24 protein-coding genes and 1 pseudogene are annotated in these 25,661 nt (G+C 54.6%); 9 read left to right on the forward strand and 16 right to left on the reverse strand.

Going from position 1 to position 25,661, the window contains the following annotated elements; translation table 11 throughout:
• Positions 1-169 precede the first annotated feature (169 nt).
• The 3 genes from istB to QWI20_RS12405 form a co-directional block, all read right to left on the reverse strand.
• On the reverse strand, positions 170-919 hold the full coding sequence (istB, locus tag QWI20_RS12395; RefSeq protein WP_012723152.1) for an IS21-like element helper ATPase IstB: 750 nt from the start codon (positions 917-919) through the stop codon (positions 170-172).
• Positions 916-2,466 carry an IS21 family transposase gene (gene istA / locus QWI20_RS12400; RefSeq protein WP_032657045.1) on the reverse strand — a complete coding sequence of 517 codons (1,551 nt, stop codon included), beginning with the start codon at positions 2,464-2,466 and terminating at the stop codon, positions 916-918. Before istA ends, istB begins: the two co-directional genes overlap by 4 nt.
• Positions 2,467-2,705: 239 nt before the next feature.
• The gene (locus tag QWI20_RS12405; protein ID WP_012723150.1) at positions 2,706-2,969 is read right to left on the reverse strand and encodes a hypothetical protein; all 264 of its coding nucleotides are present in this window, start codon (positions 2,967-2,969) and stop codon (positions 2,706-2,708) included.
• A gap of 112 nt (positions 2,970-3,081) precedes the next feature.
• Here QWI20_RS12405 and QWI20_RS12410 point away from each other — a divergent pair, with 112 nt between their 5' ends.
• The 4 genes from QWI20_RS12410 (at position 3,082) to QWI20_RS12425 (ending at position 6,294) form a co-directional block, all read left to right on the forward strand.
• A complete protein-coding gene (locus tag QWI20_RS12410; protein ID WP_012723149.1) occupies positions 3,082-4,122 on the forward strand; it encodes a hypothetical protein in 1,041 nt (346 codons plus the stop codon).
• Between the two features lie 367 nt (positions 4,123-4,489).
• Positions 4,490-4,654: a hypothetical protein gene (locus tag QWI20_RS12415; RefSeq protein WP_080053232.1), complete on the forward strand. Its 165-nt coding sequence runs from the start codon at positions 4,490-4,492 to the stop codon at positions 4,652-4,654.
• A 26-nt stretch (positions 4,655-4,680) separates the two neighbouring features.
• Positions 4,681-5,652: a hypothetical protein gene (locus QWI20_RS12420; RefSeq protein ID WP_369305704.1), complete on the forward strand. Its 972-nt coding sequence runs from the start codon at positions 4,681-4,683 to the stop codon at positions 5,650-5,652.
• A gap of 3 nt (positions 5,653-5,655) precedes the next feature.
• Positions 5,656-6,294 (forward strand): hypothetical protein, encoded by a 639-nt coding sequence (locus QWI20_RS12425; RefSeq protein WP_369305705.1) that lies wholly within the window; start codon positions 5,656-5,658, stop codon positions 6,292-6,294.
• Positions 6,295-6,453: 159 nt separating this feature from the next.
• On the opposite strand, the gene QWI20_RS12430 is transcribed toward QWI20_RS12425, so the two are convergent.
• Both QWI20_RS12430 and QWI20_RS12435 read right to left on the reverse strand, forming a co-directional pair.
• The gene (locus QWI20_RS12430; RefSeq protein WP_369305706.1) at positions 6,454-7,140 is read right to left on the reverse strand and encodes an HAD family hydrolase; all 687 of its coding nucleotides are present in this window, start codon (positions 7,138-7,140) and stop codon (positions 6,454-6,456) included.
• 186 nt (positions 7,141-7,326) lie between these two features.
• Positions 7,327-7,521 carry a LysR substrate-binding domain-containing protein gene (locus QWI20_RS12435; protein ID WP_369305707.1) on the reverse strand — a complete coding sequence of 65 codons (195 nt, stop codon included), beginning with the start codon at positions 7,519-7,521 and terminating at the stop codon, positions 7,327-7,329.
• Positions 7,522-7,616: 95 nt separating this feature from the next.
• Here QWI20_RS12435 and QWI20_RS12440 point away from each other — a divergent pair, with 95 nt between their 5' ends.
• Positions 7,617-7,829: a S24 family peptidase gene (locus tag QWI20_RS12440; protein WP_369305799.1), complete on the forward strand. Its 213-nt coding sequence runs from the start codon at positions 7,617-7,619 to the stop codon at positions 7,827-7,829.
• A gap of 18 nt (positions 7,830-7,847) precedes the next feature.
• Positions 7,848-9,128, forward strand: coding sequence for a Y-family DNA polymerase (locus QWI20_RS12445; RefSeq protein ID WP_369305708.1), 1,281 nt, complete (start codon positions 7,848-7,850; stop codon positions 9,126-9,128).
• A 17-nt stretch (positions 9,129-9,145) separates the two neighbouring features.
• On the opposite strand, the gene QWI20_RS12450 is transcribed toward QWI20_RS12445, so the two are convergent.
• The 6 genes from QWI20_RS12450 to QWI20_RS12475 form a co-directional block, all read right to left on the reverse strand.
• Positions 9,146-11,149, reverse strand: coding sequence for a UvrD-helicase domain-containing protein (locus QWI20_RS12450; RefSeq protein ID WP_369305709.1), 2,004 nt, complete (start codon positions 11,147-11,149; stop codon positions 9,146-9,148).
• Positions 11,146-13,296 carry an ATP-dependent endonuclease gene (locus QWI20_RS12455; protein WP_369305710.1) on the reverse strand — a complete coding sequence of 717 codons (2,151 nt, stop codon included), beginning with the start codon at positions 13,294-13,296 and terminating at the stop codon, positions 11,146-11,148. The genes QWI20_RS12450 and QWI20_RS12455 overlap by 4 nt, the downstream gene beginning before the upstream one ends.
• Positions 13,297-13,809: 513 nt before the next feature.
• The gene (locus tag QWI20_RS12460; RefSeq protein ID WP_369305711.1) at positions 13,810-14,814 is read right to left on the reverse strand and encodes a hypothetical protein; all 1,005 of its coding nucleotides are present in this window, start codon (positions 14,812-14,814) and stop codon (positions 13,810-13,812) included.
• Entirely contained in the window at positions 14,807-15,484 is a 678-nt protein-coding gene (locus QWI20_RS12465; protein ID WP_369305712.1) for a TauD/TfdA family dioxygenase, read from the reverse strand. The genes QWI20_RS12460 and QWI20_RS12465 overlap by 8 nt, the downstream gene beginning before the upstream one ends.
• A 799-nt stretch (positions 15,485-16,283) precedes the next feature.
• Positions 16,284-16,817, reverse strand: coding sequence for a hypothetical protein (locus QWI20_RS12470; RefSeq protein ID WP_369305714.1), 534 nt, complete (start codon positions 16,815-16,817; stop codon positions 16,284-16,286).
• Between the two features lie 623 nt (positions 16,818-17,440).
• Positions 17,441-18,508, reverse strand: a complete 1,068-nt coding sequence (locus QWI20_RS12475; RefSeq protein ID WP_369305715.1) for a DNA-binding protein — start codon at positions 18,506-18,508, stop codon at positions 17,441-17,443.
• Between the two features lie 196 nt (positions 18,509-18,704).
• On the opposite strand from QWI20_RS12475, the gene QWI20_RS12480 reads away from it, so the two are divergent.
• Positions 18,705-19,682 (forward strand): tyrosine-type recombinase/integrase, encoded by a 978-nt coding sequence (locus QWI20_RS12480; protein ID WP_369305716.1) that lies wholly within the window; start codon positions 18,705-18,707, stop codon positions 19,680-19,682.
• Between the two features lie 141 nt (positions 19,683-19,823).
• Positions 19,824-21,128, forward strand: a complete 1,305-nt coding sequence (locus tag QWI20_RS12485; RefSeq protein WP_369305717.1) for an FRG domain-containing protein — start codon at positions 19,824-19,826, stop codon at positions 21,126-21,128.
• Positions 21,129-21,134: 6 nt separating this feature from the next.
• Here the strand turns inward: QWI20_RS12485 and QWI20_RS12490 are convergent, their stop codons facing one another.
• From QWI20_RS12490 to QWI20_RS12505, 4 genes and pseudogenes are all read right to left on the reverse strand, one after another.
• On the reverse strand, positions 21,135-21,965 hold the full coding sequence (locus QWI20_RS12490) for a hypothetical protein (protein ID WP_369305718.1): 831 nt from the start codon (positions 21,963-21,965) through the stop codon (positions 21,135-21,137).
• Between the two features lie 290 nt (positions 21,966-22,255).
• Positions 22,256-22,801: pseudogene (locus QWI20_RS12495) on the reverse strand (IS3 family transposase); the annotation flags it as partial.
• Positions 22,765-23,304, reverse strand: coding sequence for an MvdC/MvdD family ATP grasp protein (locus QWI20_RS12500; RefSeq protein WP_369305719.1), 540 nt, complete (start codon positions 23,302-23,304; stop codon positions 22,765-22,767). The pseudogene QWI20_RS12495 and the gene QWI20_RS12500, both read right to left, overlap by 37 nt.
• Before the next feature lie 13 nt (positions 23,305-23,317).
• Positions 23,318-23,761 carry a hypothetical protein gene (locus QWI20_RS12505; protein ID WP_369305720.1) on the reverse strand — a complete coding sequence of 148 codons (444 nt, stop codon included), beginning with the start codon at positions 23,759-23,761 and terminating at the stop codon, positions 23,318-23,320.
• 234 nt (positions 23,762-23,995) lie between these two features.
• Between QWI20_RS12505 and QWI20_RS12510 the strand changes: the two genes are divergently transcribed.
• Positions 23,996-25,291: a restriction endonuclease gene (locus tag QWI20_RS12510; RefSeq protein ID WP_369305721.1), complete on the forward strand. Its 1,296-nt coding sequence runs from the start codon at positions 23,996-23,998 to the stop codon at positions 25,289-25,291.
• Positions 25,292-25,303: 12 nt separating this feature from the next.
• On the opposite strand, the gene QWI20_RS12515 is transcribed toward QWI20_RS12510, so the two are convergent.
• Positions 25,304-25,573 (reverse strand): hypothetical protein, encoded by a 270-nt coding sequence (locus QWI20_RS12515; protein WP_369305722.1) that lies wholly within the window; start codon positions 25,571-25,573, stop codon positions 25,304-25,306.
• Positions 25,574-25,661: the final 88 nt, after the last annotated feature.

A 25,661-nucleotide genomic window follows, 5' to 3' on the forward strand; every position in this document is an offset into this window, starting at 1 on the left:
AACCCTCAGATCTGATTAAGGTAGGATGATTCAAAGAGCATAGCAAAAATCTTAATCCCGCCAATTATACATTATTGAAAAAACAGGTGATTGCGTTGCATTTGACCAACTGCTTGCATTCAATTTGACCAATTGCATTCGTATTGCCCACCTGGATAAACACCGGATCCTATTGCAACCGTTTGCGACTTTTGATCCTTCGCATTGATTCGCCTTTCAGTTCTATAACGTGGGACTTGTGAACGATACGGTCAAGAATTGCATCGGCAATCGTGGGGTCGGAGAACAGGTCATACCATTTTTCTTTAGGGTACTGACTTGTAATCAACAATGAGCCGTTCTGTGACTGCTCGTCGATAACGTCCAGGAGGAACGGGCCCAACTGGGCGTCAATGCCACCGATGCCCAAATCATCTATGACTAATAATTCTGCGCGGATCAAATGCCGACGTAGTTTAGGCGTGGTGTGGTCAGCGTAAGAAAGTGAGATTTCTTCAAAAAGCTTCGTGGCAGTGCGATACAGCGTCGCTCGCCCAAGGCGGCAGGCTTGGTTTCCGAGTGCGCAAGCGAGCCAGGTTTTGCCAGTGCCCGTAGCGCCCGTGATGATCACATTCTGACGTCGCGCTAACCACTCGCACTCACCAAGGGACATGACCGTATTGCGGTCTATGCCTCGAGACGCCTTGAATTCAATGCTGTCTATTGTGGCTTCATTCTCACGAAGCCTTGCGTTCTTTAGCAAACGTCCAACCTTTCTGCTCTCACGCTCGCTATTTTCGGCATCCATCATTAAACCAAGCCTTGTTTCGAATGGTTCTTTCAGCAGCGCCGGTGTTTCAAGCTGACGCTCGTAGGCTGCTGCCATCCCGTGCAGACCAAGAGACATAAGGTTTTGGGCAGTATCGAGGATTGACTTCATAGCGGCTCATCTCCCTGTGAGGCGTAGTATTCAGCACCACGTATGTTGGCGTGTTCGACCAAGGGGGCGGATCTTCGGTAGTTGGGGCGCAGGTCAGATTCGTTCCGAAGGATCGAACGCAGCCGCTCAGAACTTAGGATGTTCAAGCTATTCGCATAGCCGCACGCGGACTCAAGGCGTGACGGTGTGATTGCCCCTTTGCGAACGTCACGTTTCAGGCCAACAACGACCTTCAAACCGGTCGAGAAATCTTTCCGCAGGTTGAGGTTGTCCTTCACGAAACGGAGCGTTTCCGGCCCAATAGTCTCAGCCCAGACAATCAGAGCTTCCGGCTGGGAGTCCTGGAAATATCTGTGATTCGGGGCCAAGTGCTCTTTGAGAGTGCTAGTGCCCCGCTGACGATTGAGCTTGTGCGAGCCGATGAGACGGCGCTGATGAATGATTTCGAGCCAATCGTCTCGCACGCGCAAATCGACAAGAAGATTCGCGAAGTGGTAAGGAACCGAGTAGCTGTGCTCTTCAAATTGTACGTGGTAGTCGCTGCCTACCCTAACCTGATACACCCACTTGCTGTAGCTGTACTTATGTTCTGGGAGCGGCTTGAGGGCTGGATAGTCAAGCTCAAGGAAGCGGCTGGTTCGGCTCTTAGGGTACGTTCGAGTGATTCGACTGTTTAGCTCATCAACCCAGTAGCTGATTTTCTCGTTGAGCTCTTCTAAGGAAAAAAAGGTGCTCGCTCTCAGCCTTGCGAGAACGAATCTTTGTACCAGTTGAACAGCAATCTCACCTAGCGACTTGTCTTGCGGTTTACGCGGTCTGGCGGGGTAAATTTGAAATCCGTAGTGCTCAGAAAACTCGGCGTAGGCACGATTTAGGGTCACCACATCTCTCGTGTTTTTCGTCACTGCTGACTTCAAATTATCAGGCACAACGAACCGTGGAACCCCGTCGAAGAACTCCAGGGCCAGAATGTTGCATCTGAGCCAGTCTGGGATCGTTTGACTTCTCACGGCGGTGGCAAAAATGTATCCCGAGGCACCTAGCGTTGCCACGAACACCTGAGCTTGGCTGATTGCTCCAGTATCCGGGTTGGTCACAGGCATTGTCCTGCCACAAAAGTCCACGAAGCACTTGTCTCCGGGGAGGTGAGTCTGTCGCATGCTCAGCTTTTGCCTATTGACCCATTCACGATAAATCCGTGTGAACTGAGCATAAGACACGCCTTCTGGCTCGCTTGTACGAAACTCTTGCCATAGGAGTTCCAAGGTGATGTCAGGAAGTTTTAGCTGTTCATGGATGGCAGGCCATGACGGGTAAGCCTTCCTTTGAGATGAGACTTTTGGCTGGGTATGCAGACGCTCCGCCAGCGCTTTGTCGTCAAGGTGCTTCAGTTCTTCCCAGCTTTGTCCACACTGTGCCAACTGATCCCGAATGGTGCGAACAGTGTTATGGGACACTTTGGCTAATAGGCCAATAGCCCTATTCGACAGCTTGGGGTCGCTCGTAAGGCGTAGCACCTCGCGCTGCGTACTTATTGGCAGCCTCATATGTTCTCCTCGCGACAGGTGTGTGAACACCTCACAGGTCGCGCCGTGTGAAAATTGCAGACAAACGGAATGTGATCGACTTGACGCCGAACGCGAGGGAACACAGAATGACGGCGCGTAGGGCTGAAACCTAACACCATCAAAAAAGCCTAGGGCTCCACCCCTGGGCTTTTTTGTGCTCCAAATCCACCGGCTAGCTCCTATCCTGATCTCATTGTGATACTCCTCATATGCTTAGTTCATACGGCCTGCTGCCGTGCGCAGCGCTGCGTAGCAATCCACCAAGCGACCTCTTTGGACAGAGCAAAGAACCCCCGACGATTAGGCACTTCAAATAGCGGCACCTCAATTGTCCCTCGCTGTTTAGCTTTACGAAACGCGTCGTACGATGTGTAACCCAACTCTCTCCACAGCGCGCTGCCACCCACCATCAGGCCATATCGCTGTTTGAGGTCGAGCTCTAATTCGAATGACAGAAATTGGATTTCAAGGGGCTCGCGCATCGCACTTAATGTCCGGTTTGGTCACAGTTGATAGTAATAAACCGCCCCCTTGCGCTCCAGCCGTAAGACTTCTACATTTTTTACGGTACAAAGATCGTTCGGGGATTTTTAAGTGTCTGATTTTAAGAGAATTGCAAACATTTATTCGGAGTTCGCAGGCAGCTTGCGCGAACAAATTCCGGAAAATAGCCGCCCCCGAAGCAACACAGTGGAAATGCTCGCAGTGGGCTACTGGTTCGAAGGACTGAGGCAGCGGACAGGCCTCAAAACTGCCTATGCCCTTGAGCTGTATTTCGAAAAAGAGTCATTTCGAAGAAATACGAATGGCACGATCCGGCATTACCGAAGCAAGTGGTCTAGGTACGAACAGAAAATGATCTCCCCCAAGGCCAAGACCTTGAGTAGGGTGGAACTGCTAGCACCTGGATCGTCCCGCGACCTGAATCATCCCATATGGACTTTGATGAAGCTGATCTCCCGGCAACAGAAAATCAGCTTCGACAGCTACTTCCGTGCGTTAAATACCGATGTCCAACTGGTGCTTTATCGCAGCACCAGCAACATGATTTGGGACAGTGTTCAGCGCGAACCAATCACTCAAGTTCTACTCGAAAAACTCGAACGCAGGGCAAGCTTGGATGCCCTCGCTGCGTTGATCGCGATAGTGGTCGAAGCAGATCTCCTAGGTCGAAAAACCGTTGCTATCAAGGCAGCAGGCACCTTGCACAAAGTACTTCTGATGCTGGCAATGGAGCTTCAAGCGCGCGGTGTTGCCGTTGGCCTAATCGATTGGCTCGTGTTCAACGTCCTACCCCTTGGAGTGCCTGCCCATCTGCATATCTGGATGAGCAGCGCTGACTACATCCACGCGTCGGCGCATTTGAACACCATGGTTTACCAGCATCCGGAAAGGCGCGGAAAAGCCCTACCTTGGAAGCTTCGTAATAAGCTGATGTGCAAGCTGCTTGCCGGGGACATGGGAATTGACGTTTTGCACGCAATGCGCCCTCAGTTCGAGTTGCGGACGGACATAGGGGAAATTGCGGCCGAGCTGGTCGAGGAGTTTAAGAAGACGTCGGCACTGAGAACTTGGGGATGGATGTGCATCATCGATGGCGCGCCACAGACAGTGCCACCAGTACCGCTGCTTTAGCCTTTCAAATGACTCGCTAGGCGAGTGGTCAAGTCCAATGCAAATGCCTGGTCACTTCCGATGCAAACGACTGGTCAAGTCGAATGCAAATGGCTGGTCAAATGGGTTGCAATTTCCCAATTTGGTACTGACCCTTTAGAGCTTCTAAGTACCTGGGAGCATGCTCAGCTTGAAAAGCTGATCAGCAAACTGTAGTTGGCCGCCCGACTAGAGCTGGAAGCGCTGTCGAATACCTCGCCGCTGCGGCTATCAGAAAAACACGTCGCCAATTTCGACCTAGAGACGCTCTCGCTCGCTGGTTAACCTGAGTGCACCAACCACAGAGCGCATGCAGCCACCCTGAAGCGCTCCTCTCAGGAGCTTCACCATGACTAAGAAAACCTCCGGCTCGCAGCAGTCTTCGTCCCAACGTACCCAGGCGAACCATCGCTCGGATACCCTCAACGTCAACAAAGGAACGAGCGGGTCAAACATCACCAACTCTCGAGTGCATGGCAATCGGGGCAAGCAACTCAATCCTAACCAGCAATAAGTAATAGCGGCTTCGGGGCATTATCGATGGAACGACAGTACACCTCCCCTACCCTTGGCGATGTTGCTCAATACGCCGTGGCGGCTTGCGGCGTAATGCCCCGTAAAGCCCGTAACCGAGATGACGAAACAGAGTTTGATGAAAGCACGGCCAAAACCTACCAGAAGCGTATGCAGCGGCTGGCGAAGGAGGACTGCAACCTACAAGAAGCCTTTGAAGACATTGCTCAGCTGCTGACCGATTCGTTGGGGCGCTATATTCGTTGCCCCTTTTGGGCAGAGCAGATTCGAGACCTGCTCAATGAGCTGTATTGGTCATACTCGTCCATGGTCAAAAGCATGGGCACCATGATGACTAAACGGGACACCACGCGCTTCTTCCTGACTAGCTATGCCGTTGACGTTGCGGTGAGGTCACTGTCGCGCAACTGGGTGGTACTCCAAGGCTATATCTATGCTGCCCCCCAGCCTATGGAGCCCTGCTGGTACCTCCCTTCCAGCGTAGAGGGCAAGCTTTCAACTCCGTTGGATAAAGTGCTCGCCTGGGCTTACGCCTCTTGCGGTCTCACCCTGGCCACTTTCCATGATCCAATCGGTGTGGCCGGTGATACGACGAAGCTTAAGCAGAATGAGCGGGCTGCGAGGAGTTGGAAAAACGGACAGCACCTGCCATCTGTGCCGACGCTTGTGAGCATCCTGGATGATTCGTTTCAAGCCTTGTCGTCGATCGGGAGACCCGTTGAGCGAAGACTTCAAGACGGCATCGTGACCTGCGCCGTCATCGCAAGGATCACCACATGCATCTCGAAAGATATCAAGGAGCACCTTGGCACTGAATACCTCATCGATATCCTGAGACAAGTCCGACTCTATTACGGCTGGATAAGGGCTGAAATCAATGAGTACATGAGCCAACTCAACGAAGAGGTCGCGTCGAGACTGGCCCATCATCTTGTGGAAGTGGGAACAGATAAAAGAGGTCAGGCCGAAGCATTTTAACGGGTGGAGCTTGGGATAAAGACGGCCCCAGATTTCTGGGCCTTTTTTGAGAGCAAACGCCACAATGCGAGCGAGCTCTTGCTGAGCCACAGAGATGACGACGGCCACGTCCCCGACGACGTCGTTCAATGGATTGAGAGTCACTACGGTGCCTACGCAGCCAGGGTTCGGTCGGATGGCATCTCTCGTTGGAGAATTGATAAGCCTGAACTGTTTGATCACTACCTGCAGCGAGCCCTGGCCATGAGAAATGGCTCAGGCGTGACCCTGTCAGCAGTAGAAACGCTACATGCAGAGATGAAGTCGGCAGGTGTCGCTGAACGTCTCCCTTGGCTAGTGCATTGGCTGAAAGGCATCGTGTGCTATCGAAAAGAGGACTATGACTCTGCATCCAGCCACTACGCTACAGCCTTCCAGCTCGCTAAGTACTCCGCCGGAGACCTGCAGTATTCGCTGGTTAACCAGTACCTGGAGGTAATGGCGAAGACCAAGCAATGGATACGGTTCAAGCAAGGCGTGCGTTGGGCGAATTATTTAGACATTCCTGTTCGTTGGCTGCGAGATAAGGAACCAACCGAAGAGAACATCCGAAATTCCTACGGCATCCTAGGACTTGAGAAGATTCACTATTTTCAGATGTGATCGCATACACCACGACGTCGGTCGTGAATCAGGCGCCCGACTTCGTCGATGTATTGGCCCTTCGGGCCCATGAGCGTGTCTGCGCGCTCAGCTTGCTTCGTTACATCTCCTCAGGATTGATCGGGCAGGCATCCTCTAGCTGGTTTGGTATTAGCCCTTTCATTGCGCCGTTTGTTGAGTCCCCCTGTCCTCAAACCCGCCCTTACCATGACCGCGTCTTGACTCAATAACCAGCTGCGCAAATTGAACCAAATCCCGCACGGCCCCCCTGCCCGACCTATCCAAATGAAACCCAAGCATCCCTACTGCCCTGGGCCCATCTTGATCGCATTTCAGCGAGTCGCCCACCATCGCGATCTGGTCATGCTGATCGCCGAACAGGTGCCCAGGCTTAACCTGCAATGCATTGCAGATGGACTGGTAGATCACGGCGTCCGGTTTTATCGCACCGACTTGATAGCTAAAGGCGTAGCCATCGAGATTAGGAAACGCCTGAAGGACAGCTGCCCCATAAGGCTCACAAAGGTTGGAGCATATGCCCACTCGCACGCCCTCTGCGCGCAATAAAGCAACCGCCTCAATGCCATCCTCGAACGCAGTGATCGATGCGACTTCGCGATCCAGATCTTCCTGTAGTGCTTGCAGGCGAGTGGGCGATACGCGGATGGCCAGTTGATCCGCAGCGTCCTTCAGCGACCATGGGTTGCTCATCAGCACCCGCAAATCCTCCGGGCTGGCTCGGCGGCCACCGACGATTCCTTCCTTGAGTAATTGCCTGAAAGGATGACGCTTGCTTCGGAGGTCGACCAGGGTGCCAAAGGCGTCAAAGACAACAGCTGAAATCATGGGTTTACCTAATGAGTTCGCACAGGCCAAACCGTTGGAAGCAGTTACCGTGGGCTGGCATATGACCATACCGTCCCCACAGGATTTGTCGAGTGGGGCACCCAGTAGGACTTGAGCACCCTACCCCCGCTAACGCTTAGCAGACGTCGTAAGCAGCTGCCTGCCCTCTGAATATGGTCGATAGTTCTAAAGGACGAGTCCCTTTGCGAAATGCTCCACGACAAAATCGACAAACGCCCTCACTTTCGGAGCCATCTGCCGGCTGCTAGGCCACACAACGTGGAAGGTACTCCCGCCTACCAAGCAGGAGCCCAGTACTTTTTGCAGTCGGCCATCCGCCAGACTGTCCTTCACAGCAAAATCCGGAACGCACGCTAACATCGAGAAGGAAGAAAACCTAAAGGTCGTGGTATTTGAAAGCGGTGATAGACCTCAGAGCCCCGCTCGTCTGGCTCGGTGAAACCGAGGGGGACAGCATGTCGCCGGCGGGCATTTTGAATGGGACGAAGCTCGTCATCGACAGAGCACGGACGCCGCAGGTTGGGAATGTGGTCGTCGCCTACATCGACAATCAACCCGTGGTCAAACGCCTGGATCGACAGCTCAATGGTGGCTGGATGCTGAGCTCCGACAACCCAAGTACCCTCCGATCCAGGGCCTCGAGGAGATCGAAGTCTTTGGTGTGGTGACCTGGAGTCTGACCCTCCATGTCCCCTAAGCGCCCCACCTATGCACTGGTGGACTGCAACAGCTTCTACTGCTCGTGTGAGCGGCTGTTCCGTCCCGAGCTTCGGCAAGTCCCGGTCGTGGTACTCAGCAACAATGACGGCTGCGTGATTGCCCGAACACCCGAGGCAAAGGCGCTGGGAATCAAGATGGGCGATCCGTTCTTCAAGATCCGGGATGCTTTGAAAGCAAAAGGTGTCGTCGCCTTCTCAAGCAACTACGAGTTGTACGGTGACATCTCCTCACGCGTGCAGCGCACCATCGAATCTTTGGCTCCGCGGGTCGAGGTCTATTCAATCGATGAGAGCTTTGCGGAGCTCACTGGCATTGCGGAACCCCTTGGGGACTTCGCGCGGCAGATCCAAGCGCGTGTACGGAGCTGGACGGGCATGCCGGTGGGCATAGGTATTGGCCACACCAAGACCCTGGCCAAGGCGGCGCAACACGCGAGCAAACTGTACAAGGAACGCACCGGCGGCTTGGTCGACTTGCGCGCAGACCATGCGGTCGAATGGCTCCTCAAACGGATGCCGACGCAAGAGGTCTGGGGCGTTGGTCGACGAATCTCGGTACGGCTCGAGGCCGACGGGGTCACGACAGCCTGGCAGCTCGCAAACACCAATCCCAAGACGATTCGCCAGCGGTACGGCGTCGTGCTCGAGCGCACAGTGCGCGAGCTCACCGGTGAGCCTTGCATTGAGCTGCAGGAAGCGGAGCCTGACCGACAGGCCATCTGCACGTCCCGAATGTTTGGTGAGCGTGTGACGACCCTTCAGGCTATGCGAGAAGCTGTGGCCAGCTACATGCACCGGGCGACCCAGAAGCTTCGCAAGCAACAGTCCCTGACCGCCGTGTTCCGGGTTGCTGTGCTCACATCACCATTTGGCGACGGGCCGAAGTACGCGAACTCGGTCATGTGCTATCCGCCCTACCCGACTGACGATGTGTTGATGCTGACTCGGGCGGCGATGGAGGGATTGGAGGTCGTCTGGCGCGATGGGTACCGATACAGCAAGGCGGAGATCTTGCTGATGGATCTTCGCAAGCGTGGCGAATTCACAGGCGATCTATTCGCGCCGTCCCAGCCCGCCAAGACGGATGAGCTAATGCGTGTACTAGATCGCATCAACGTGAAGTTCGGCAAGAATGCTTTGCACTCCGGACGGATGCCGATTGAAGCGACGTGGGCCATGAAACGCGAGATGATGAGCAGGAGCTATACCACCAGCATCCATCATCTTATGCGCTTCCAGGCAATATAGCTGGACGCTGCCCCCTGCTAAGGCATAGGTGCTGGTGCTGGAAGCTCCAGAATCGACCAACCAGCTTTCTCGAGCGCCGCCTTGCGCTTATCCCCTGTTGCGCCCTCCCCCAATGAACTCTGGCGTATGGCCAAGCACAACATGTGCGACGGACGGGTCATCCCCACGTACATCAGCATCATGTCTTTCTTCGCTGTTTCCTGAGGCCTCTTGGCATTTGCTTTTTTGCCCTCAAGACATGGCATGAGTTTCTGAATGAAGTGGCTGCCCCTGAAGGTCTCCAAGATTATCGTCGCTGCGTGTGTCTTGCCTTTTTCCGAGTGAATGGATGACATCCGGATATCGACGCCGGCGGAGACATCCTGGAACCGGTAGGTGTTTACAAGTGATCCCCCTGTTTCTCCGGCTTCGGTGGCAACTGGAGCAGGCTCATAGGCAAGGTATTGGCGACCCAGGAGTTCAGCTGCCACACCCTCAGAATCATAGAGCGCGGCAGCCAGCACCATGAGTTTCGGTGCGATGACTTTGACCCAGTCCTGCTGCGTGATTTCGGACGGCACAAACAGCATCTGCTGGAGACACTCGCGGTACTGAGTGAAGGCTTCTGGCTTGGTCGTGAATTTCTCATGTACAGCGGCTTGGTGCCGACCTCGTATCTGAACCAGGCTACGAGGGAAAGCCAGCTCACCGAGGTTGATCAGACACGAGGCCAGCAGCTCAACGGCGGAATTGGCCGTTGGCTCCTTCATCGCATATCGACGTGCGATATGTGCGCCCTCGGCGAATGTGCGGGACTTGAACGCCGTCTTGGTCGTGTCAGACCGATAGGATGGCCAATAATGTTCCAAGGCTTTCGGGTACTGGTTCGGTTTGAAGTTCTCAAGCCGATGCACGGCGCCGACGGCGAACACACCCTTCTCGCGGATATCTTCCGGTAGATGTTTCAGCACCAGCTTGCCGAATTCGTCCAGCACTCCGGTTGCATCCTTGTCCGGAAAGACGATTATCGTGTTCGGGATGGTGCTGGGTTGCCTTGCAGCCCGCAGCCCCTTCAAGCCATCCGTGATCGGGACATAGGCAAACGGGTTGGCAATCGATGCAATGGCCTGATCAAAGCGGAAGCTGCTGGCGATCTCCAACTGACGCTTTGGGTCAGGGAACGGATCCGACAGTGGTGTCTTCTTCTCGAAGATTTCCTGGTTTGGGTCGCCAACGCGGATGACGCGAACATCTGGGTCATCGTGGGGAAAAACCCGTTGCAGTATGCCCGCCTGGTCAGGTTGGGTGTCTTGCATCTCATCGATCAACACGCACGGGAAGCGCAGACGCAATGCGCCGCCCACAGCCGGCTCTTGTTCGAGTAAGGCGTGGCCTAGCACGAACACTTCATCGAAGCAGAAATAACCCGCGTTGGCAGCGCCGCTCAGCGATTTCACCACACTTTTGTAGGTGGCGGTGTGTGGCGCAAAACCGATATCTTCATCTCCGAGTGGATGATCGAAATCGGCAGACCGGACTCGCAAGCTGTGGAGGCTTTTGTGCTTCATCTCAAAGGCCGTCTTTGCACCGAAATGCTCGCTATCCGTCAGCTTTCTTCGGCGTGCCTTATGCGTGAGGTCATCGTCAATGGCCTGCAGTGCAATCCCTTTCGAGCGCAACCAGGGCGAAGCCAAGAATCGCCCGGTGAAACCGTGGATTGTGTCGATATAGTGAGGGAATCGAAGCAGCCGTTGACCGACTTCGGTGCCGCCGAGGCGTTTCTCGATCTCTTCTCGGGCCGCGTTGGTGTGCGAAAGCACGCAGATACCCTGCATACGGCTCTTCCAATGGCGAGCTAGGATGGCCAGTTTAGCGACGACCAGGGTCGTCTTGCCGCTCCCCGGACAAGCCGCCACATCGATGGTATCCATGCATTTCAAGAAATCACGGCGGGGCATGTCGAGCGTTTCTAGCCCCATGAGCTTGATGACCCAGTCCACATCGGCATCAGTGATGGGGGCAACCAGTTGTCTAAGCGTCATTCGGAGACCTCTTCCAGCGGATCAGCAGAGCCTGCAGGTGCTGTCGGCACCACGAGGGCGTGAGCCGGGCTGGAGGTTGTGGTCAGTGCGGCACCTCCGGTTGCGTACTCGATCGCGTGGACAACATAAGTTGGCAGCAGCCCCCGCAGTGTCGTGGCGTCCAGGGTACTAGCTTCAAATCGCTCGTCGATCAAATCGATCAGGTGCTGAGCTGCGATCGCTTTAGAGGCCCTTTTGAACAGTTTGTAGATCGCGGAACACCGAGCATCCTCGGTTGCATAGGTGGTCTGGATCTTGTCGAAGGCTGTCTGCGCTTTCTTCAGCAGCGTGACCTTGGTCTCCTTGTGCTCATCGATTTTTTCCTCATTGATGGCCAGGTATGCGGCGTGGTGGACTTCCTTCGAAAGCCCCTTGAACGCCAGGTCGTACTCGAGCGTCCAGTGATCCGCAACGAACGTGCGCACGCATTGCCCATCACTTTCTGCTCGCTTCTCGCGGTGCTCCTTGAGACCTTTTTCAAGTTCAGGCAGAGTGGCACCGAAGTCTTTCATCGCGCGCCAGCGTCGATCGGCTTTGTCTGGCCATACAGCCCCCTTTACCCCCCTCAGGCTCAAAATCTCGGGAGCACAGTCCGGCATCACGTCCATGTCCGTAATGCAGGCGGTAGGCACGGATATCTCGCCCTTGGAGATGTCTTGTCGCTGCAGGATTTTCGAATACCGCCGCAAGCCAACACCGCCCACGTTGATGATCGATACGCCATGCTTGGTGAGATCTTTGGCAAGTCGCCGAGCAAGCGACGGCAGCAGAATGGCCTCGGCATCGCCTTCCACTACTAGCAGCCCCTTGGCGAAGAACAGACCCGCTTTGGTGACGTCCAGGAAACGACTGAGGAAGCGGTAGTCGTCGGGAGCCAGGCAGGTTTGCTCTTTCGCGAGTGAGAACGCCTGCCGCCGCTGCATCAGAACCAGGTTCTGTAATGGAATTTTCGAGCTCAGGTTGGGGCTGTGAGTAGTCAAAATGACTTGAACCGGCCTCAAGCCTGTAGTTGGCTGAGCCGCGGCTTCAAGAAACTCCATCAACTGGAGCTGACGCTGAGGATGCAAGTGAGCTTCAGGTTCTTCAATGAGAAGTAGCGGAAGTCCGTCGGGCTCTCTACCAAGCAGCAGTAGCTCACAGGCCATGAACAGCACGTTGTTCGAGCCCAACCCATAAAAGCCGCGGGCTTCACCTGTGGCGTGATCCAGCAGCCCCAGTTCGAGTCGCTCTAGGATCTGCTTAAGTTTGGCGGGATCCGTTCCCGCCTCTCCGAAACCGATACGACTCGTCAGAGGTTGGCCTGCAAGGGATAGCGGACGCAGGTAGGTGTCGTTGATTTCCTTCTGCGCGGAGACAATGGCGCCGTGGCTGTTCACCAGGTGACGGAGATAGTCGCCCATGCCGGCAATGCTGAGGGCTTCAGCGTTAGCGAGGTCAGCTGGGAGCACCGCAGGATCAAATGCGCTGCCGGCGTCAATATTGGGGAAATTACTCAGTACTTGGGACAGGCGGGAGTTTCTACCCGGGGACATCTCCCGCTCTGCGTCGCGCAGCGGTTTCAGGTATGCGGTGGCCAGTAGTTGCCGTACCCCTCCGTCCAGAGATGGGCCCTCTCCGTTTTCACCCGAACGAACCGAGATGTCGACCCATTTGCGGGTTGAGGCAGAGGCGACGATTCGGCGAGCTGACCAGTGAACGTACAATCTTCCAGCGCCGCCCTTGTAGGTCACGTATTCAGCGAAAGCGCCAAGTTCCGCAGAGCTCAATCCCTCCAGCGTACACCTGAGGGTGATGGCCTCCGCCTGGGTACCATCGTTGGCAATGTGAAAGTCCTCGATCTGCAACCTGAGATACTCAGCATCACGGGTTTGCAGAACGTAGCGGATCGCATCGATGACTGCTGTTTTACCTGCGTCGTTTTCCCCGACGAGGGCAGTCACGCCTTCGTTGAACTGGATGTTCAATGCATGGCCACCTTGGCCGAACTGGCGGAAGTTTTCGATTTTCAAACCCGAAAGATACACAGCGCTGCCCTCACCTGATTTCGTGGCTGGGAGAGGGTTGCTTAGCGTCAACCTGGCCTTCACCATCCCTCCCTGGATGCGCATAGCTATATGCCATGAAAAGTCCATTGGTGCTAGACGATTCGGTCGGTTCCTCCCGGAACCGCGCGGGCTTATGTCCTTTGTAAGCATCAGCACAGCTCATGATGCCGGCGAAACACGCCCAGATGACCAAGGTACACACAGTCCGGCAACGGATAATCGGGAGGAGGTAGTTCCGGTAGGACACCGCGCTTGACGTCGAACGCACGCATTCCAGCAAATTGGGCACGCCCTCCGGCACGTCTGTTGTGAACCAAGCCCCGACTACGTCGGATCTTGCCGTCCGGGCTTGCATCCTTGTGTCAACGGCCGAACGCCTGTGCGCTCCGCTTGCTAACAGCCTTCCGCCGGCGTAATAAGCGCATGACGCAATTGTTCAACACGCAGCGGTAGAAAGAGCTCGGACTCAGCTATTTGTCACCAAACCTTGTGTCCGGCTCGGGCGACCTCGTCCTCTTTCCACCGCGTCCCGATGGTTTTAGCTTTCCAGCAGGATGTATTCGGTCTGTCCAGAACCTAGTCATTCCCATAGTCTGGCTCATACTCGATCTCTCGGTCATCTTGCTCAACGTACTCTTCATCAAAGTCTGCAGCTTTCATCGCTTCTGAACCCTCCAGATGCAAATCGCAAGTTGGACAGTAGAACTCGACGGGTGTGGAGTACCGCTCAATGGTTTCGTACCCACTTTCATGATCCTGCTCGATGACTTCTTCGTGGATGCGATCGCCCGCTAGGAAGGCTTTGCTTTCACACGCAGGGCACGAGACGTCCCAGTGGCTATCCAGGACGTATCTGAAAGCGTCTCGATACGTCCACCAGCTGAGGCTTTGTGATTGCTCTCGCAGTGCCTTGACGTCCTTTGGAGAACGCTTTTTAGGTTTCTGCTGTGAAGATCCCGATACCTCATCAGGTTTTTCAAAGGTTGCTCGGGCATTTGCGATGCTCTGTTTAGCCGCCTGGACTTTGATCGTGTGAAAGTCTTTAGCAAGGGCGGCGGGGATTTTGGATTCACCGCCGACCCAATCTTCTAGCTCCATCCCCATGGATGCCAGTATGAGTTCGGATGTTGCCCAGAACCCCCCTTCCCAGTCGCTATCCGCCACGCCAGCGAAGGCTGCCTGGCCCGAGTGAAGCTCGGCGTTCCGGCGCGAGGAGATCAATTCGCATGACTTGGCATGCGGTGTCCCAAACTTTGCCACCGTGTGCTTTAAGCGCGCGAAAACCACATGAGCACCAATGGTCTTCACTTTGGTATCCGTCTCGACACCGCTCGCCTCCAGAAGGCTATTGGGATTGTCGGTCTCCACGACTAGGCTAGGATGAATCGCCGCAAGCTGAGCTTTACCAAGAAGCTCAAGGGCTAGGGCTGCCCATATCTGATAGACCTCCGAATCCTTCGACGCCTTGGCCTGCAGCGCTCGCGTGGCGTAGAGCCGCGATTTACCTAGCAAGGCCTCCGCCGAGATTGCTGAAGGCACTTCCTTGCGCGGCTTTTTGCCGCTATTCCCTGTGTTAGCCATGGTTCATTCTCTCCATTACGGTGACCCTGAGGAGCTTCCGCTCAGTGCTTCCCTGTGCAGCTCCACGGCGATGTATAAAACGCCAGTTATCAAGCAGTAGGAACGTCCCGGCTTGCCAAGTGATTGCATGCTGGTCTTCGGGCTCAAAAAGATCGATTGCGCGCACGATCTTGTGAGCGCCGGCATCCATCGGGGTCATGCAGCCAGGGTCAAACCTGTAGTAACGATCAGCACTGTCCCGGGCAGCGGTGTAAAAGCTGTTACTGCCATTAGTGACCCTGAATGTCGACGACCGTGCTTCCTCTAGATTCAAGGGCTCGAAGGCACGCCCTTCACAAAAGATAGTTTGGGCAGTGCGCGGGGCAGCCTCCAAGCACCCCATAACGAGGTACCGTGGTGGGGTACCCCAGTGGGCCCCGTCGGTGTGCCATGGAAATGGATTAAGGCCGTACCGGGCGCTGAGCGAGCGTAGATTCGCAGCGTGCTTGTTAGTCGGGATCAGCTCATCGATAAGCGGCCCGTGGCGCCGTGTAGCCTTGGGCTGTCCAAGGAGAACAGCAATCTCGAGGGCAGCTTGCTCTATTGCAACGGCGTCATCGTTAGGAAGTTGAAAAGCTGCCCATCCATTGGAAAGCAATTCTGATAGGGCATTATTGATCAACTGTGCCATTAAGCATCCTTGCGCCTGCAGGTTTGGCGACTAGGCCACATTCAACCAGTGTAGATGCTTATAAAGGCATCAATAGCGCGCATTCACGCTTGTGTTCATCAGGCTTGGTAAGGTCGGCGCCCCACCCGAAAGCTTGTGCACGCTGATCCTTAACCGGGACACGCAACGGCGCAAGAGGGCCGTAAAGCAAAGCGGGAAATCGGCTGATGCCATTTGGAAAAGCTGCGCAATCCGGAGGAGTTTACCCCAGTAGGCATCATCGCTTCCTCCGTCCGGTTTAAAGTTCGCGGAGTTCCCCCTGGGTGGGCAGAGGCCGCAGCCCATTCTCCTCAGTTAGCTTCCGGAGGGCTCGACCGTGCTAATACGATCAGGCTGAGATAGTTGATCGCAAAGACGTTAATCACGTATCTCTAACTCGTGAGTTTGATGCTTGAGAGGTCGCCTTGCTCAACGTAGGCTGACATTGCGTTCTGGGGGAGTATCAAGTGGATGAGATAGCTGACGAAAATCATCACTAACCGTTAACTGACTCAAGCATATCCAAAGCGGCTGGATGCCAGACCCGCTGTCACTCCCGCCATGATATTCAGAACAACTGGGCCTACTGGTTTGAAGAATTCGTACAGATCTAGGTTCCATACTGTTTCCATAAAACTACCCTCCTTAATGGCGTTGATTACCATCAAAATGTTTGGGCACCGCTCAAAAACAACGGCAGCTACGAGCACTGAAACGAGGCTGAATACAATCAGGGAGATAGGGGCTTTCGAAACCCCGCATCCAGGTAGTCGTCGCGTCCCTAGCCAGCTAGAAGACGCTTAAAATGTTTACAGGCCTTACCGGGGCCTGAGAAGACGCAAATCTTAACCTCAAAGGGGCTCATAAATCCAGAGATCCTACTCTCGAAAAGCTCGTCGTACTCATCATTTTTGCGCAGCAAGTGCTCAAGGTGTGCCCGTTTGGTGGCGCTATCAGGCAATGCCTTGAGTCGCTGCTGGATGTTGTGGGCTCTTATGTGAACGGGCGTCTGCAACACAATGATGTGTTGTGCTTCACGGAAGCTTTTCCCTAACCAACTGAAATAGACTCCTTCAGCAATCCACCGCGACTGCTGGCTGTATTCGTCTACCCGGCGCAACCTAAGGTCTCTATCAGTGGTGCTGCTAAAAGCTCCCAATGCAGCGTCATTATAGGCAATCTCGTCCAAGCGAACGACCGGCGCCGGCATTAACGCCGATAGCCGCGTTGCCAGCTCGCTTTTGCCGCTCCCCGGGCCACCTATGATGTGGATTCGTTCCAATACATTGTCCATTTTGGTTTTGGTATTTTTCATACAGTACCTTGATCCAGCTGCCCTTTCTGTAAATTTTGGTGATAAAAATGATCGGAATGGAGCTCGGCGGCTCAGCCAAGATAATAGCGAGAACCAACCGGCTCCGAAGCACCCCCATAGCCAGAGCATTTCTCGCGGCCTGGCAGAAATACTCACGCAGTGGATGCGAATCAGGATGGCAAAGACATAACCCAAAGCAGCCAAGTCCCGGGTGGTTAACGGGTGGAAATGTCGATTCGATCGCAAGCAGGGAAAAGGTCGTAACGGTGAAGTGTTCGAAGTGGAGAAAGAGGGGTTGCCGCCATTTTTCACGCCTGAGTGTTGTCGTGATCTTGCCGAAACGCTTCACGCGATCTCGCGTGAGTGGGTGGCAAGCTTGGGGGCATTCAGAAAGCAGGCGTTGCGCATATGATGCCGGCGCATCTCGTTGGAGTCGTGGGTAACTCAGTAACGATCCGAGTTAGAAGATGCTAGCGTTTCGTGGCGATCCTGTACTGTTCAGGACAGCAACACGGTCAGCCGGCCGGCAGTGACTAGCTGGTTCATCCTTTGGTGCGCTCGTTGATGGTCACATTTTCCTGCTAAAGCTTGTCGCTTAGTACGGGAGGCAAGTGCCATCGCCATCACCTCTTTCGTTTCGTTTGTATGCCCTTAGGCACTGGCGCATCCTGAGTCGCTGAAACAGCCTGATCGACTGAGAGCGACGAGTCCTCTAGGGCCTGACGGGCCGTTTCGGCGGACTCAAGCTGAACCTTCAAGTCTGTAACAAGCTTAGCCAACTCTGATTCGCGGGAAGCACCCTGTGCCATCGAGATGTGCAGGGCCTTGAGCTCGTCATTGAGCTCATTGGCTTTAGTTCGGTGGTGCTCGATGATCGCCCCTGCCCTAGCCTCGGCCAGCGCCAAGGCATGCACCTGTGCAGTGAGTTTCTGCACCTGATCAACCTGAGCTTGAAGCGTCCTAGCCTGTTGGCGAGATTCGCCGAGGAGACGTTCATTATCGCGGTTGAGTCTGGTTGACTCATCCTGTTTGATGGCCAGCGACTCGCGAAGCTTTCGTTGCTCGACCTGAGATTCGTGCAGCTGAGCTTCATGTCGGCGTTGATCCTGATCGCGCTGTTCTTTCACGGATTCCCGGTAGTGCTCCAAGGCACCACGCGCATGAACATGCTTCTCTTCGAGGGACTGGATCTGATTGTCCCTATCGACCACCAGGGCTTCAAGGTCAGTACAGCGCTGGCTGATGCCAGCGTTACGCGTCAGCTCGGCTTGAAGCGAAGACTGAGTGGTTTGAAGGTCAGCGGTTTGAGCCTCAATGGCTGCTTGCTGTGTATCCAGCTGCCTGCGTGCGCCGGTCAGTTCCGATTGTAGATTAGCAATTTGCGCCTCGAGCCCCACGCGCTGCAAATCGAAGGCTGATCGAGCCTGTTCGATCGACTCGTCGCCCTCCTCCATAAGCCGATCCAGAAGGCTACCAACCATCGCTGAGAGCTCTTCTCCCATCCGTTCCCGGGAGGACGGCGGGCGCGGATCGAAGGATTCTATCTCCTTCAAATACCGGGAAATCGTGGTCTTCGAGCCTGTATTACCCAGCTCAACGCGCACGGCGTCAATGCTCGGGTACATGCCCTTGGCGAGCAAGGACTGCCGAGCTTTTTGCACTACTACCTTGTTTATGCCGCCGCGCGCCATGGAAGCTCCTACGATTTCGTTGTGTGTTACGTGTCATGTATTTACGTAGCACTTTATCACAATACTGGTGGCTCTATCATGCTCTTCCTAAAAAGCTATAATAATGTCTTATGGCTTCTTCACTCTCAAAAAGGCGTTTAGCTGCCGCTGGAAGTGTGGAATGCTGAAATCACTCCGATTTTGAAGGCAAAACGTGATGGACAAGGCTGACCGGTACCTCAAGGCAGGTACACGGGAGAACACCCGCAAAAGTTACCGGGCTGCGATCGAGCACTTCGAAGTGACGTGGGGCGGCTACCTGCCCACTACAGGCGACGGCATCGTTCGCTACCTGGCTGAATACGCCGACAAGCATGCGATCAGCACCCTCAAGCAGCGGTTGGCCGCGCTGGCGCAGTGGCACATCACTCAAGGATTCCCAGACCCGACAAAGACGCCCAACGTGCGCCAGATGATCAAGGGCATCCGTGTCGTGCATCCCGCCCAGGTCAAGCAGGCCGCGCCGCTCTTACTCACGCATCTCGAACAAGCCGTGAAGTGGCTGGAAGCAGAAGCCGCCGCCGCGCTCGATCGCGGCGACTACAAGACGCTCCTGCGCCACCGTCGCTCGGTGGCCATGGTGCTGATCGGATTCTGGCGTGGGTTTCGCGGGGATGAGCTGGCCAGGCTCACGGTGGAGAACACAAAAGCCTATTGCGGTGAAGGCATCACGTTCTTCCTGCCGCACACCAAGGGTGATCGCCTGCACGAGGGGACAACCTTTCAGACGCCGGCGCTAACTATGCTCTGCCCGGTCGAGGCCTATATAAACTGGATCACCGTTGCAGGCCTGTCGAAGGGGCCTGTCTTCCGCCGCCTGGATCGCTGGGGGAACTTGGCCGACAAGGCCATCCAACCTCACAGCTTGATTCCCATGCTGCGCCGAATCTTCAAGGAAGCCGGGCTCCCCGAAGAGCTGTACAGCGCCCATTCGATGCGACGAGGCTTTGCAACCTGGGCGTCGGCCAACGGGTGGGACATCAAGGGGCTGATGAGCTATGTGGGCTGGAAGGATATGAAGTCGGCGTTGCGGTATGTGGATGCAAGCGTTTCCTTCGGGGGAATTGCGTTGCGTTCAAGCAGAGATGCATCTGGGGCTGGAGCTGAAACCAAAGGCTTGGTCTCAAAGGGTTGAGAACAAGCTCCCTGCAGAAACAGCTGACCTTGCGCCGTGGTCGTTCAGTCGAGCATGTACAAACTTGCTACGTACGACTCAGACTGCACTACGATCTAGCCCACATCCAACGCCAAGCGCTGAAGGCGCAATGGAGCCATCTTGAAGCAATGTGTAGCAAACACCATTGGCGAGTTCGATGCGCTTATAGCGAGCTTCGGGTCGGACGTGTTGTTCCGTGGACAGACATCCCATTACGGCGAACCCGGAGCGCCATCGGTTGGCACATCGTTCGACCGGAAGGGGTGCGTCCCCAGTGAGATGCTCAAATGGTGCCGTTACTCCCAGAATGTCCTTGATACCTTCATCGTCAAACACAGAGCTGATTTCGGTTTTCAGCAGGCTTTGCTTCAGCACTATGGTTGGCGCTCGTTCTACGTCGACTGCACATCCAACCCAGGTGTGGCGGCCTGGTTTGCTAGCCACTCATACTCCGAGGCCGTGAATCTGGAGGTTAGCGAGGACTGCGATGAACGCGCTGTGTGGCTCAGAAAGCGCATGGCCCGCTATGCACCCGCGAAGGGTCAAGGCCATGTCTATATCTTGAGCAAGCATGCCGCAGCGCAGGTGGGCTTAGTCGATCTCGCAACACTTTCAGTGGCAGGCTCAAGACCTAGGACGGTTGCACAGTCAGCTTGGCTGCTAGGCCCGCTGCATAATCCGATACCCCAAGATTGTTATCTGGCGCAGATAACTGTGCCCGTCGAAATACTTCAGGTTTATGCGGCCAGTCGCGGATTAACTGATACGAACACCCTCTTCCCTTCTCCCGCTGAAGATCCGATGCTCAAGGCACTGCTGGGCTTGCCGTGGGAAGAGATCAAAACTGCGTCGTCGCTCCCGGGTCTTCCCGCGTTCAAGCGAACTCTGGAACTACCTGAGTATCATCCAAGCTTCGTAAAAATAGCGCCTGCGCAGATTGCCTTCTACCGCGGTACCAGGATCCTGGATACGCAGGACTCCGTAGATGGCGATTCTCAAGGGGGAATTTTCGTTGAGATTCCAGACATGGTGCTTTACGGCTCAGTCCAGCAAGCAAGACCCCTTCTCTTCCCAAGTATAGAGAAGCTGGTGGAGGAGAACGGTACGGTGGCATTCGAGGCACCCGTTCTGATCAAACATGCGAGCTTGGGCCATTTGCCGCTTTATCAAAAAGGGGTCGGTGTCATGCCAAGGGGGCCGGGCTTGTTTGAGGTATGTGAGCTGACAGTCGAACACCCAGGACTTGAGCTGACAGGCGCGGGCTTTACCAGAGGATGGACATATCGAAAACAGTCGAACGGAGTCTGGGCACGGGAGGCGACGTCTTCTGACTGTACCTGTGACAATGCAATCGTTCACGATCAGCACATCAGTGCGTTGCATATCGCGGAAGATTTTTTGGATGAGCCGGAAGCTTTCGACTAGACCGGCTCACGGGGATTCTGGAGGATAAAGGCCCGCCCTACGACGGGCATCTGTGATCCATGCCTCCAGTTCCTCCTTTACGGTCATCGCCGGCACTTTAATATTCGAAAGCTCTTGAAGGGTCTTCAGCATTGCCCATGCTTCGAAGTCGTGAAACGGGTTGAGTCCCATAACATTACCCAAGGTCTCATCAAGCGGAACTGATGCGGAGACTATCCGGGCAAATTTCCCTACGGCAGTGTTTAGCTCCCAATCTGACATGAACAAGAGCAAGGCAGCAAATGCCAAAAGATACTTTATGTTCTTCAGACTTGTTAGTGGAGCATGATCGTTTCCCAGTTTGGCGAGGGGTGCGTGGTTGACGCAAATAAATTCAGCCAAATCTTGTGTCAAACCATAGTGCTCAGCAAGAGCCGTCGGATCAAAGACTGACTTACCCTGAAAATCAGTGGCCATTTTCTCGATCCTGGTACTCACACCGTGCAGGAAGATTTTTTTATCAAACATTTCCTTCAAGACAGCTTGATACCTGAGTGTGAGCTCCGTCCTTGCTGCAGCTTTAAAATCGAAGGCTGGGATTTTAAAGACATCATCCGTAAGGGCAAAATGCCTGGCCGAGCTGCGCGGAGTCCAGTGGCAGTAGCGCCTCAGTGACTCCAACCAGGTAGGCAGTCCGGGCTCCAGTGTCACTACGAATTGGGACTGCTGCTTCTGCCGAAAAAACCACTCCCGCATTGCTCGAATATCCCGCTGCTCGAATATATGGAGCGCTATGCCCTTGCAAACCAGATCGCGAACAGCTCGCGAAACCCCATCCTTGGCAGTCGAGAACAACACCAGATTCTCGGGGATATGCCCTGCCGGCACGTTGCCCGTGAAGTCACAAAAAGGGTGATGCCCTGTTGTCGCACCGCTTTTGCCAAATCGAAAATAAGCTTGGCGAACGACTGTAGTCAGGGAATTCTGAACGTGCTTTCGCCAGACACTCAGGAAGCCTTAACAGACAACACATGTAGAGCCGTTCGTTGCTATAGAGTAAGCGGCCAGCGAACACACCTTCAGAAATCCGGAATTAAGGGCGATGGTGTCCGCCTATTTTGATCTGACCCCGAAATGTTGGACGCCTTCTATGCCCGCCGTGCTTGAGTCCTGTATTCCACAGGGCTTAGGCCACTCAGCTTCAGCCTGATTCGCGAATGATTGTAGTAGTGTATGTACCCCTCTATCCCTGCTTCAAGCTCATCAAGACTGCTGAATTTGTTCAGGTAAAAGAACTCCGACTTCAAGGTGCCGAAAAAGCTTTCCATAGCCGCATTATCATAGCAATTTCCTTTGCGAGACATGCTCGGCTTCACTGCTCGCTCGCTCAGGACGCGACGGTAAATAGGCATTCGATATTGCCATCCTTGGTCAGAATGCAGGATTGGTTCATCGCGTGGCCGTAGCCGTTCAAAGGCTTGTCGTAGCATTCCGCCGACCATATCGAACAGCGGGCGCCTGGCTGTCTTGAAAGCGATGATTTCGCCATTGTAGAGATCAAGTATCGGTGAGAGGTAAAGCTTCTGCCCGCCGACCCGAAACTCCGTCACATCCGTAACCCATTTCTGATTTGGTCTTTTGGCATTGAACTTCCGCTTCAGCAGGTTCGGCGCAACCTGACCTTCTTCGCCTCTGTGAGCACCGCCTGGCGTAACGGCTTGCACACGGCCTGGGACGTATCAGCGATTGTCCTTACGGAACGGATGTCATTGGTGATCGTCACTGGAGGAACGTTAAAGCCAAGTTCGTGCGCTAGCATCAACTGCAAAGGTTTATCCTCCGCGGCAAATATCGTGTTAGGCGAATTGAGCCACAAGCCTTCCAAGCGGCTATAGAGACTTTTGAGAAAGCTGCTCCACTCCGCTGCGACGTATGCACGCTCGCCTTCGTCCGTAACAGAATCCGGAATGATAGGGGCCCCTGGTCTACGAAAGTAAGCGCCAGTGATGTCGTCGCCACAGACCCGCCGCCCCTCGATAGAGATCGTCCAAGCACTTCGGGGATGACTGGCCATCGAGGACAGCGCTTGGGGGAGCAGCTCTGTGTTAAGCCGGAAATACGGTATTTCGCGCCGCCGTAACTCAGCGACCACGTAATCCATGGTGATGTCACGACGATTGGTTACCAGAAGCAACATCAAGACAACCCCATCAACCTTCGTAGTATCGAGTATCAAGCCCGAAGGTCGGATCCCCATTGTCGTCGTGCTCGAGCTCCACGTTTGTCTTCGTGATCAATTCCAGGAGATGGCTGACGTCGCTGCGATCATCACGCTCAGTCGCAGCGTCGGTCTTGGTCATCAGCTGGAGGAGGCTATCGCGGCCATTGGAAGGCTCATCGTCTGACTCCACTTTCTGATAGGTCTTGGTCATCAACTCCAGATGCCAAGGAGCCTCATCATCTTGCTCCGCGTTGACCTTGGTCTTGGTGAGCAGCTGGCTGAGTGCGCCTTGCGAGATCACGGGTTTTACGCCGGTTGGGGTATCAACCACCCACATGTCCAGCTCGGGCGAGTAATACCCAGGAATCTTGTCATCCCCTGTCCTCGGCGTTGCAGCTGCGGAAAGGAACGGGGAACGCTGAAGTGCACCCATGTGTTACTACCTCCTGGAATGACCGTCGCATGAGTGCGGCTGAACCTCAAAGATACCATTTTGCCAGTAAGGGGGTAAACGCACAGACTTTAGCTACCTGAGGTAAATTGGGCTCTAAGTTGGAATGCTGAAAACGCGCCGACGATGCCTATGAGTGCCGGTGAGTGGCTATGTTTCCTCAACCCACCGTCAAACTGCCCTACCCTAACGCCCATATCCCCCGAGCCTAGTGCCATGCCTACCGAAGAAATTGACTGGGTGATCCCGGCATCCATACCTTTTGAAGATCTAAAAGCTCGAGACCTTGAGGAGTGTGTCTATTGGCTCCTTGAGGCCATGGGCGCCCAGGATATTGAGTGGCGAGTAGGTGGAAGCGGTGGCGGCGCTTCAGATGGCGGAAGGGATCTAGAGGCCAAAATTTTGGTGCCCTCGCCCGATGGCGACCTTTCACCCAAGCTTTTTTGGTTCGAATGTAAAGGTCGCAAAGGCACACTGGAACCGGAAGCCGTGAAGAATGCCGCGGTGAATGCGATGGGCTACGAACAGGTAGAAATCCTCGTAGTGGTTACCAACACCACTTTTTCAAACCCTACCGTTGACTGGGCGAAGCACTGGAACCGATCTCACAGCCGACCTCAAATTCAGCTTTGGGATAGTACGAAACTCGAGCAGTTGATTTCACGTCAGCCCAGCGTCGCGCTGAGGCTATTCAATGAGTCTTTAAGCCTTCAAGGCAGGCTTCAGGCAATGAGCTCTCGATTCTGGAATCGCCTGGAATTTGCCCCCGCTAAGGTTCTGGAAGATCTATGGAGCGAAAAAGAGTCGGTAGAGATAGGGCCGCTGGAAAGGTTTGCCCTCATCGTTAACGAGTGCGCGAATCGGACACTTGAGCAGCGGCCGTGGGGAGCCGCCGCATCAAGGGAAGACGCTCTCGAGACCACGCATTACGCGCTTGCAAACATTTTCTACCTTTTTTCCCGCATCATTCGGGCTGGAGCAAATCAGGCCCCTCTGTTCAAAGCTTTGACATATTGCATCTTGATTGCCCTACGCCATACAACACCACTTGAAGTGGCAGCACTGATTCGCACGGAAGTCGCGGAGCGCAACGGCGTGCCACTGCCGGATGAAGTGCTCAAGATCATTCTCGAACCTATCCTCAACGCCATTGCGGCGGAGCTCACTGACGTCTGTCAGCCGGACTGCCGGCGTATCTCGAGATCGCGGGTCAACGAGCTGACACGCGATGGTGATGACCTTGCGACTTACTGGCAACGCTTTATGCCAAGTGGCATTCCTAAAGAGGACGACAACCGCGTACTTTGGCTTGAGCATAAGCACACGCCCTGTGATGTTGGCTTTAAGGTCAACGAGGTCAGAGGCTGCCCCCTGTCGTTCCCTGAGCTGTCCATCAAGTCACTAGACGAACTCTTGGAAGTCGCCGAAAGGGTATGCAGTTACCGGCTGCATGTGGCGCTGGCAAAATCCGCTAACACGGCGAGATCGAGCCAAGGCAAAGCTAAGACGTGACGCCGCAGTCTTTCATACTGGCGTCACCTCCACAGTGGGTTGTACACCGGAAACGTGGAGGATGTACCTGCCGCCATCCCTGACCACCTTCGCCCTGGGCATGTAGGCGTAGTAGTAATAGTAGTAGTACAGCGCCTGCCTCCACTTTTGACCGCCGTGGAATTCGAAGACGGTATTTTGATCCTCAAAACCATTGAACTGACCGCTCAGCTGGCCTTCGCAGACAACCATAATGACCTCTCGAGTTAAAGGCTTGATCTCGCTCGAAATACGAATGAGCACGTATCGCGTCGCAGATGGCAATGTGATTCTTGCGAAAAAAGCGTCAACCGGCCTTATCTTCCCACCCGCGCTTTGTATTAGTAGAGCT

This window comes from Pseudomonas sp. W2-17, assembly GCF_041060445.1.
Taxonomy (GTDB): domain Bacteria; phylum Pseudomonadota; class Gammaproteobacteria; order Pseudomonadales; family Pseudomonadaceae; genus Aquipseudomonas.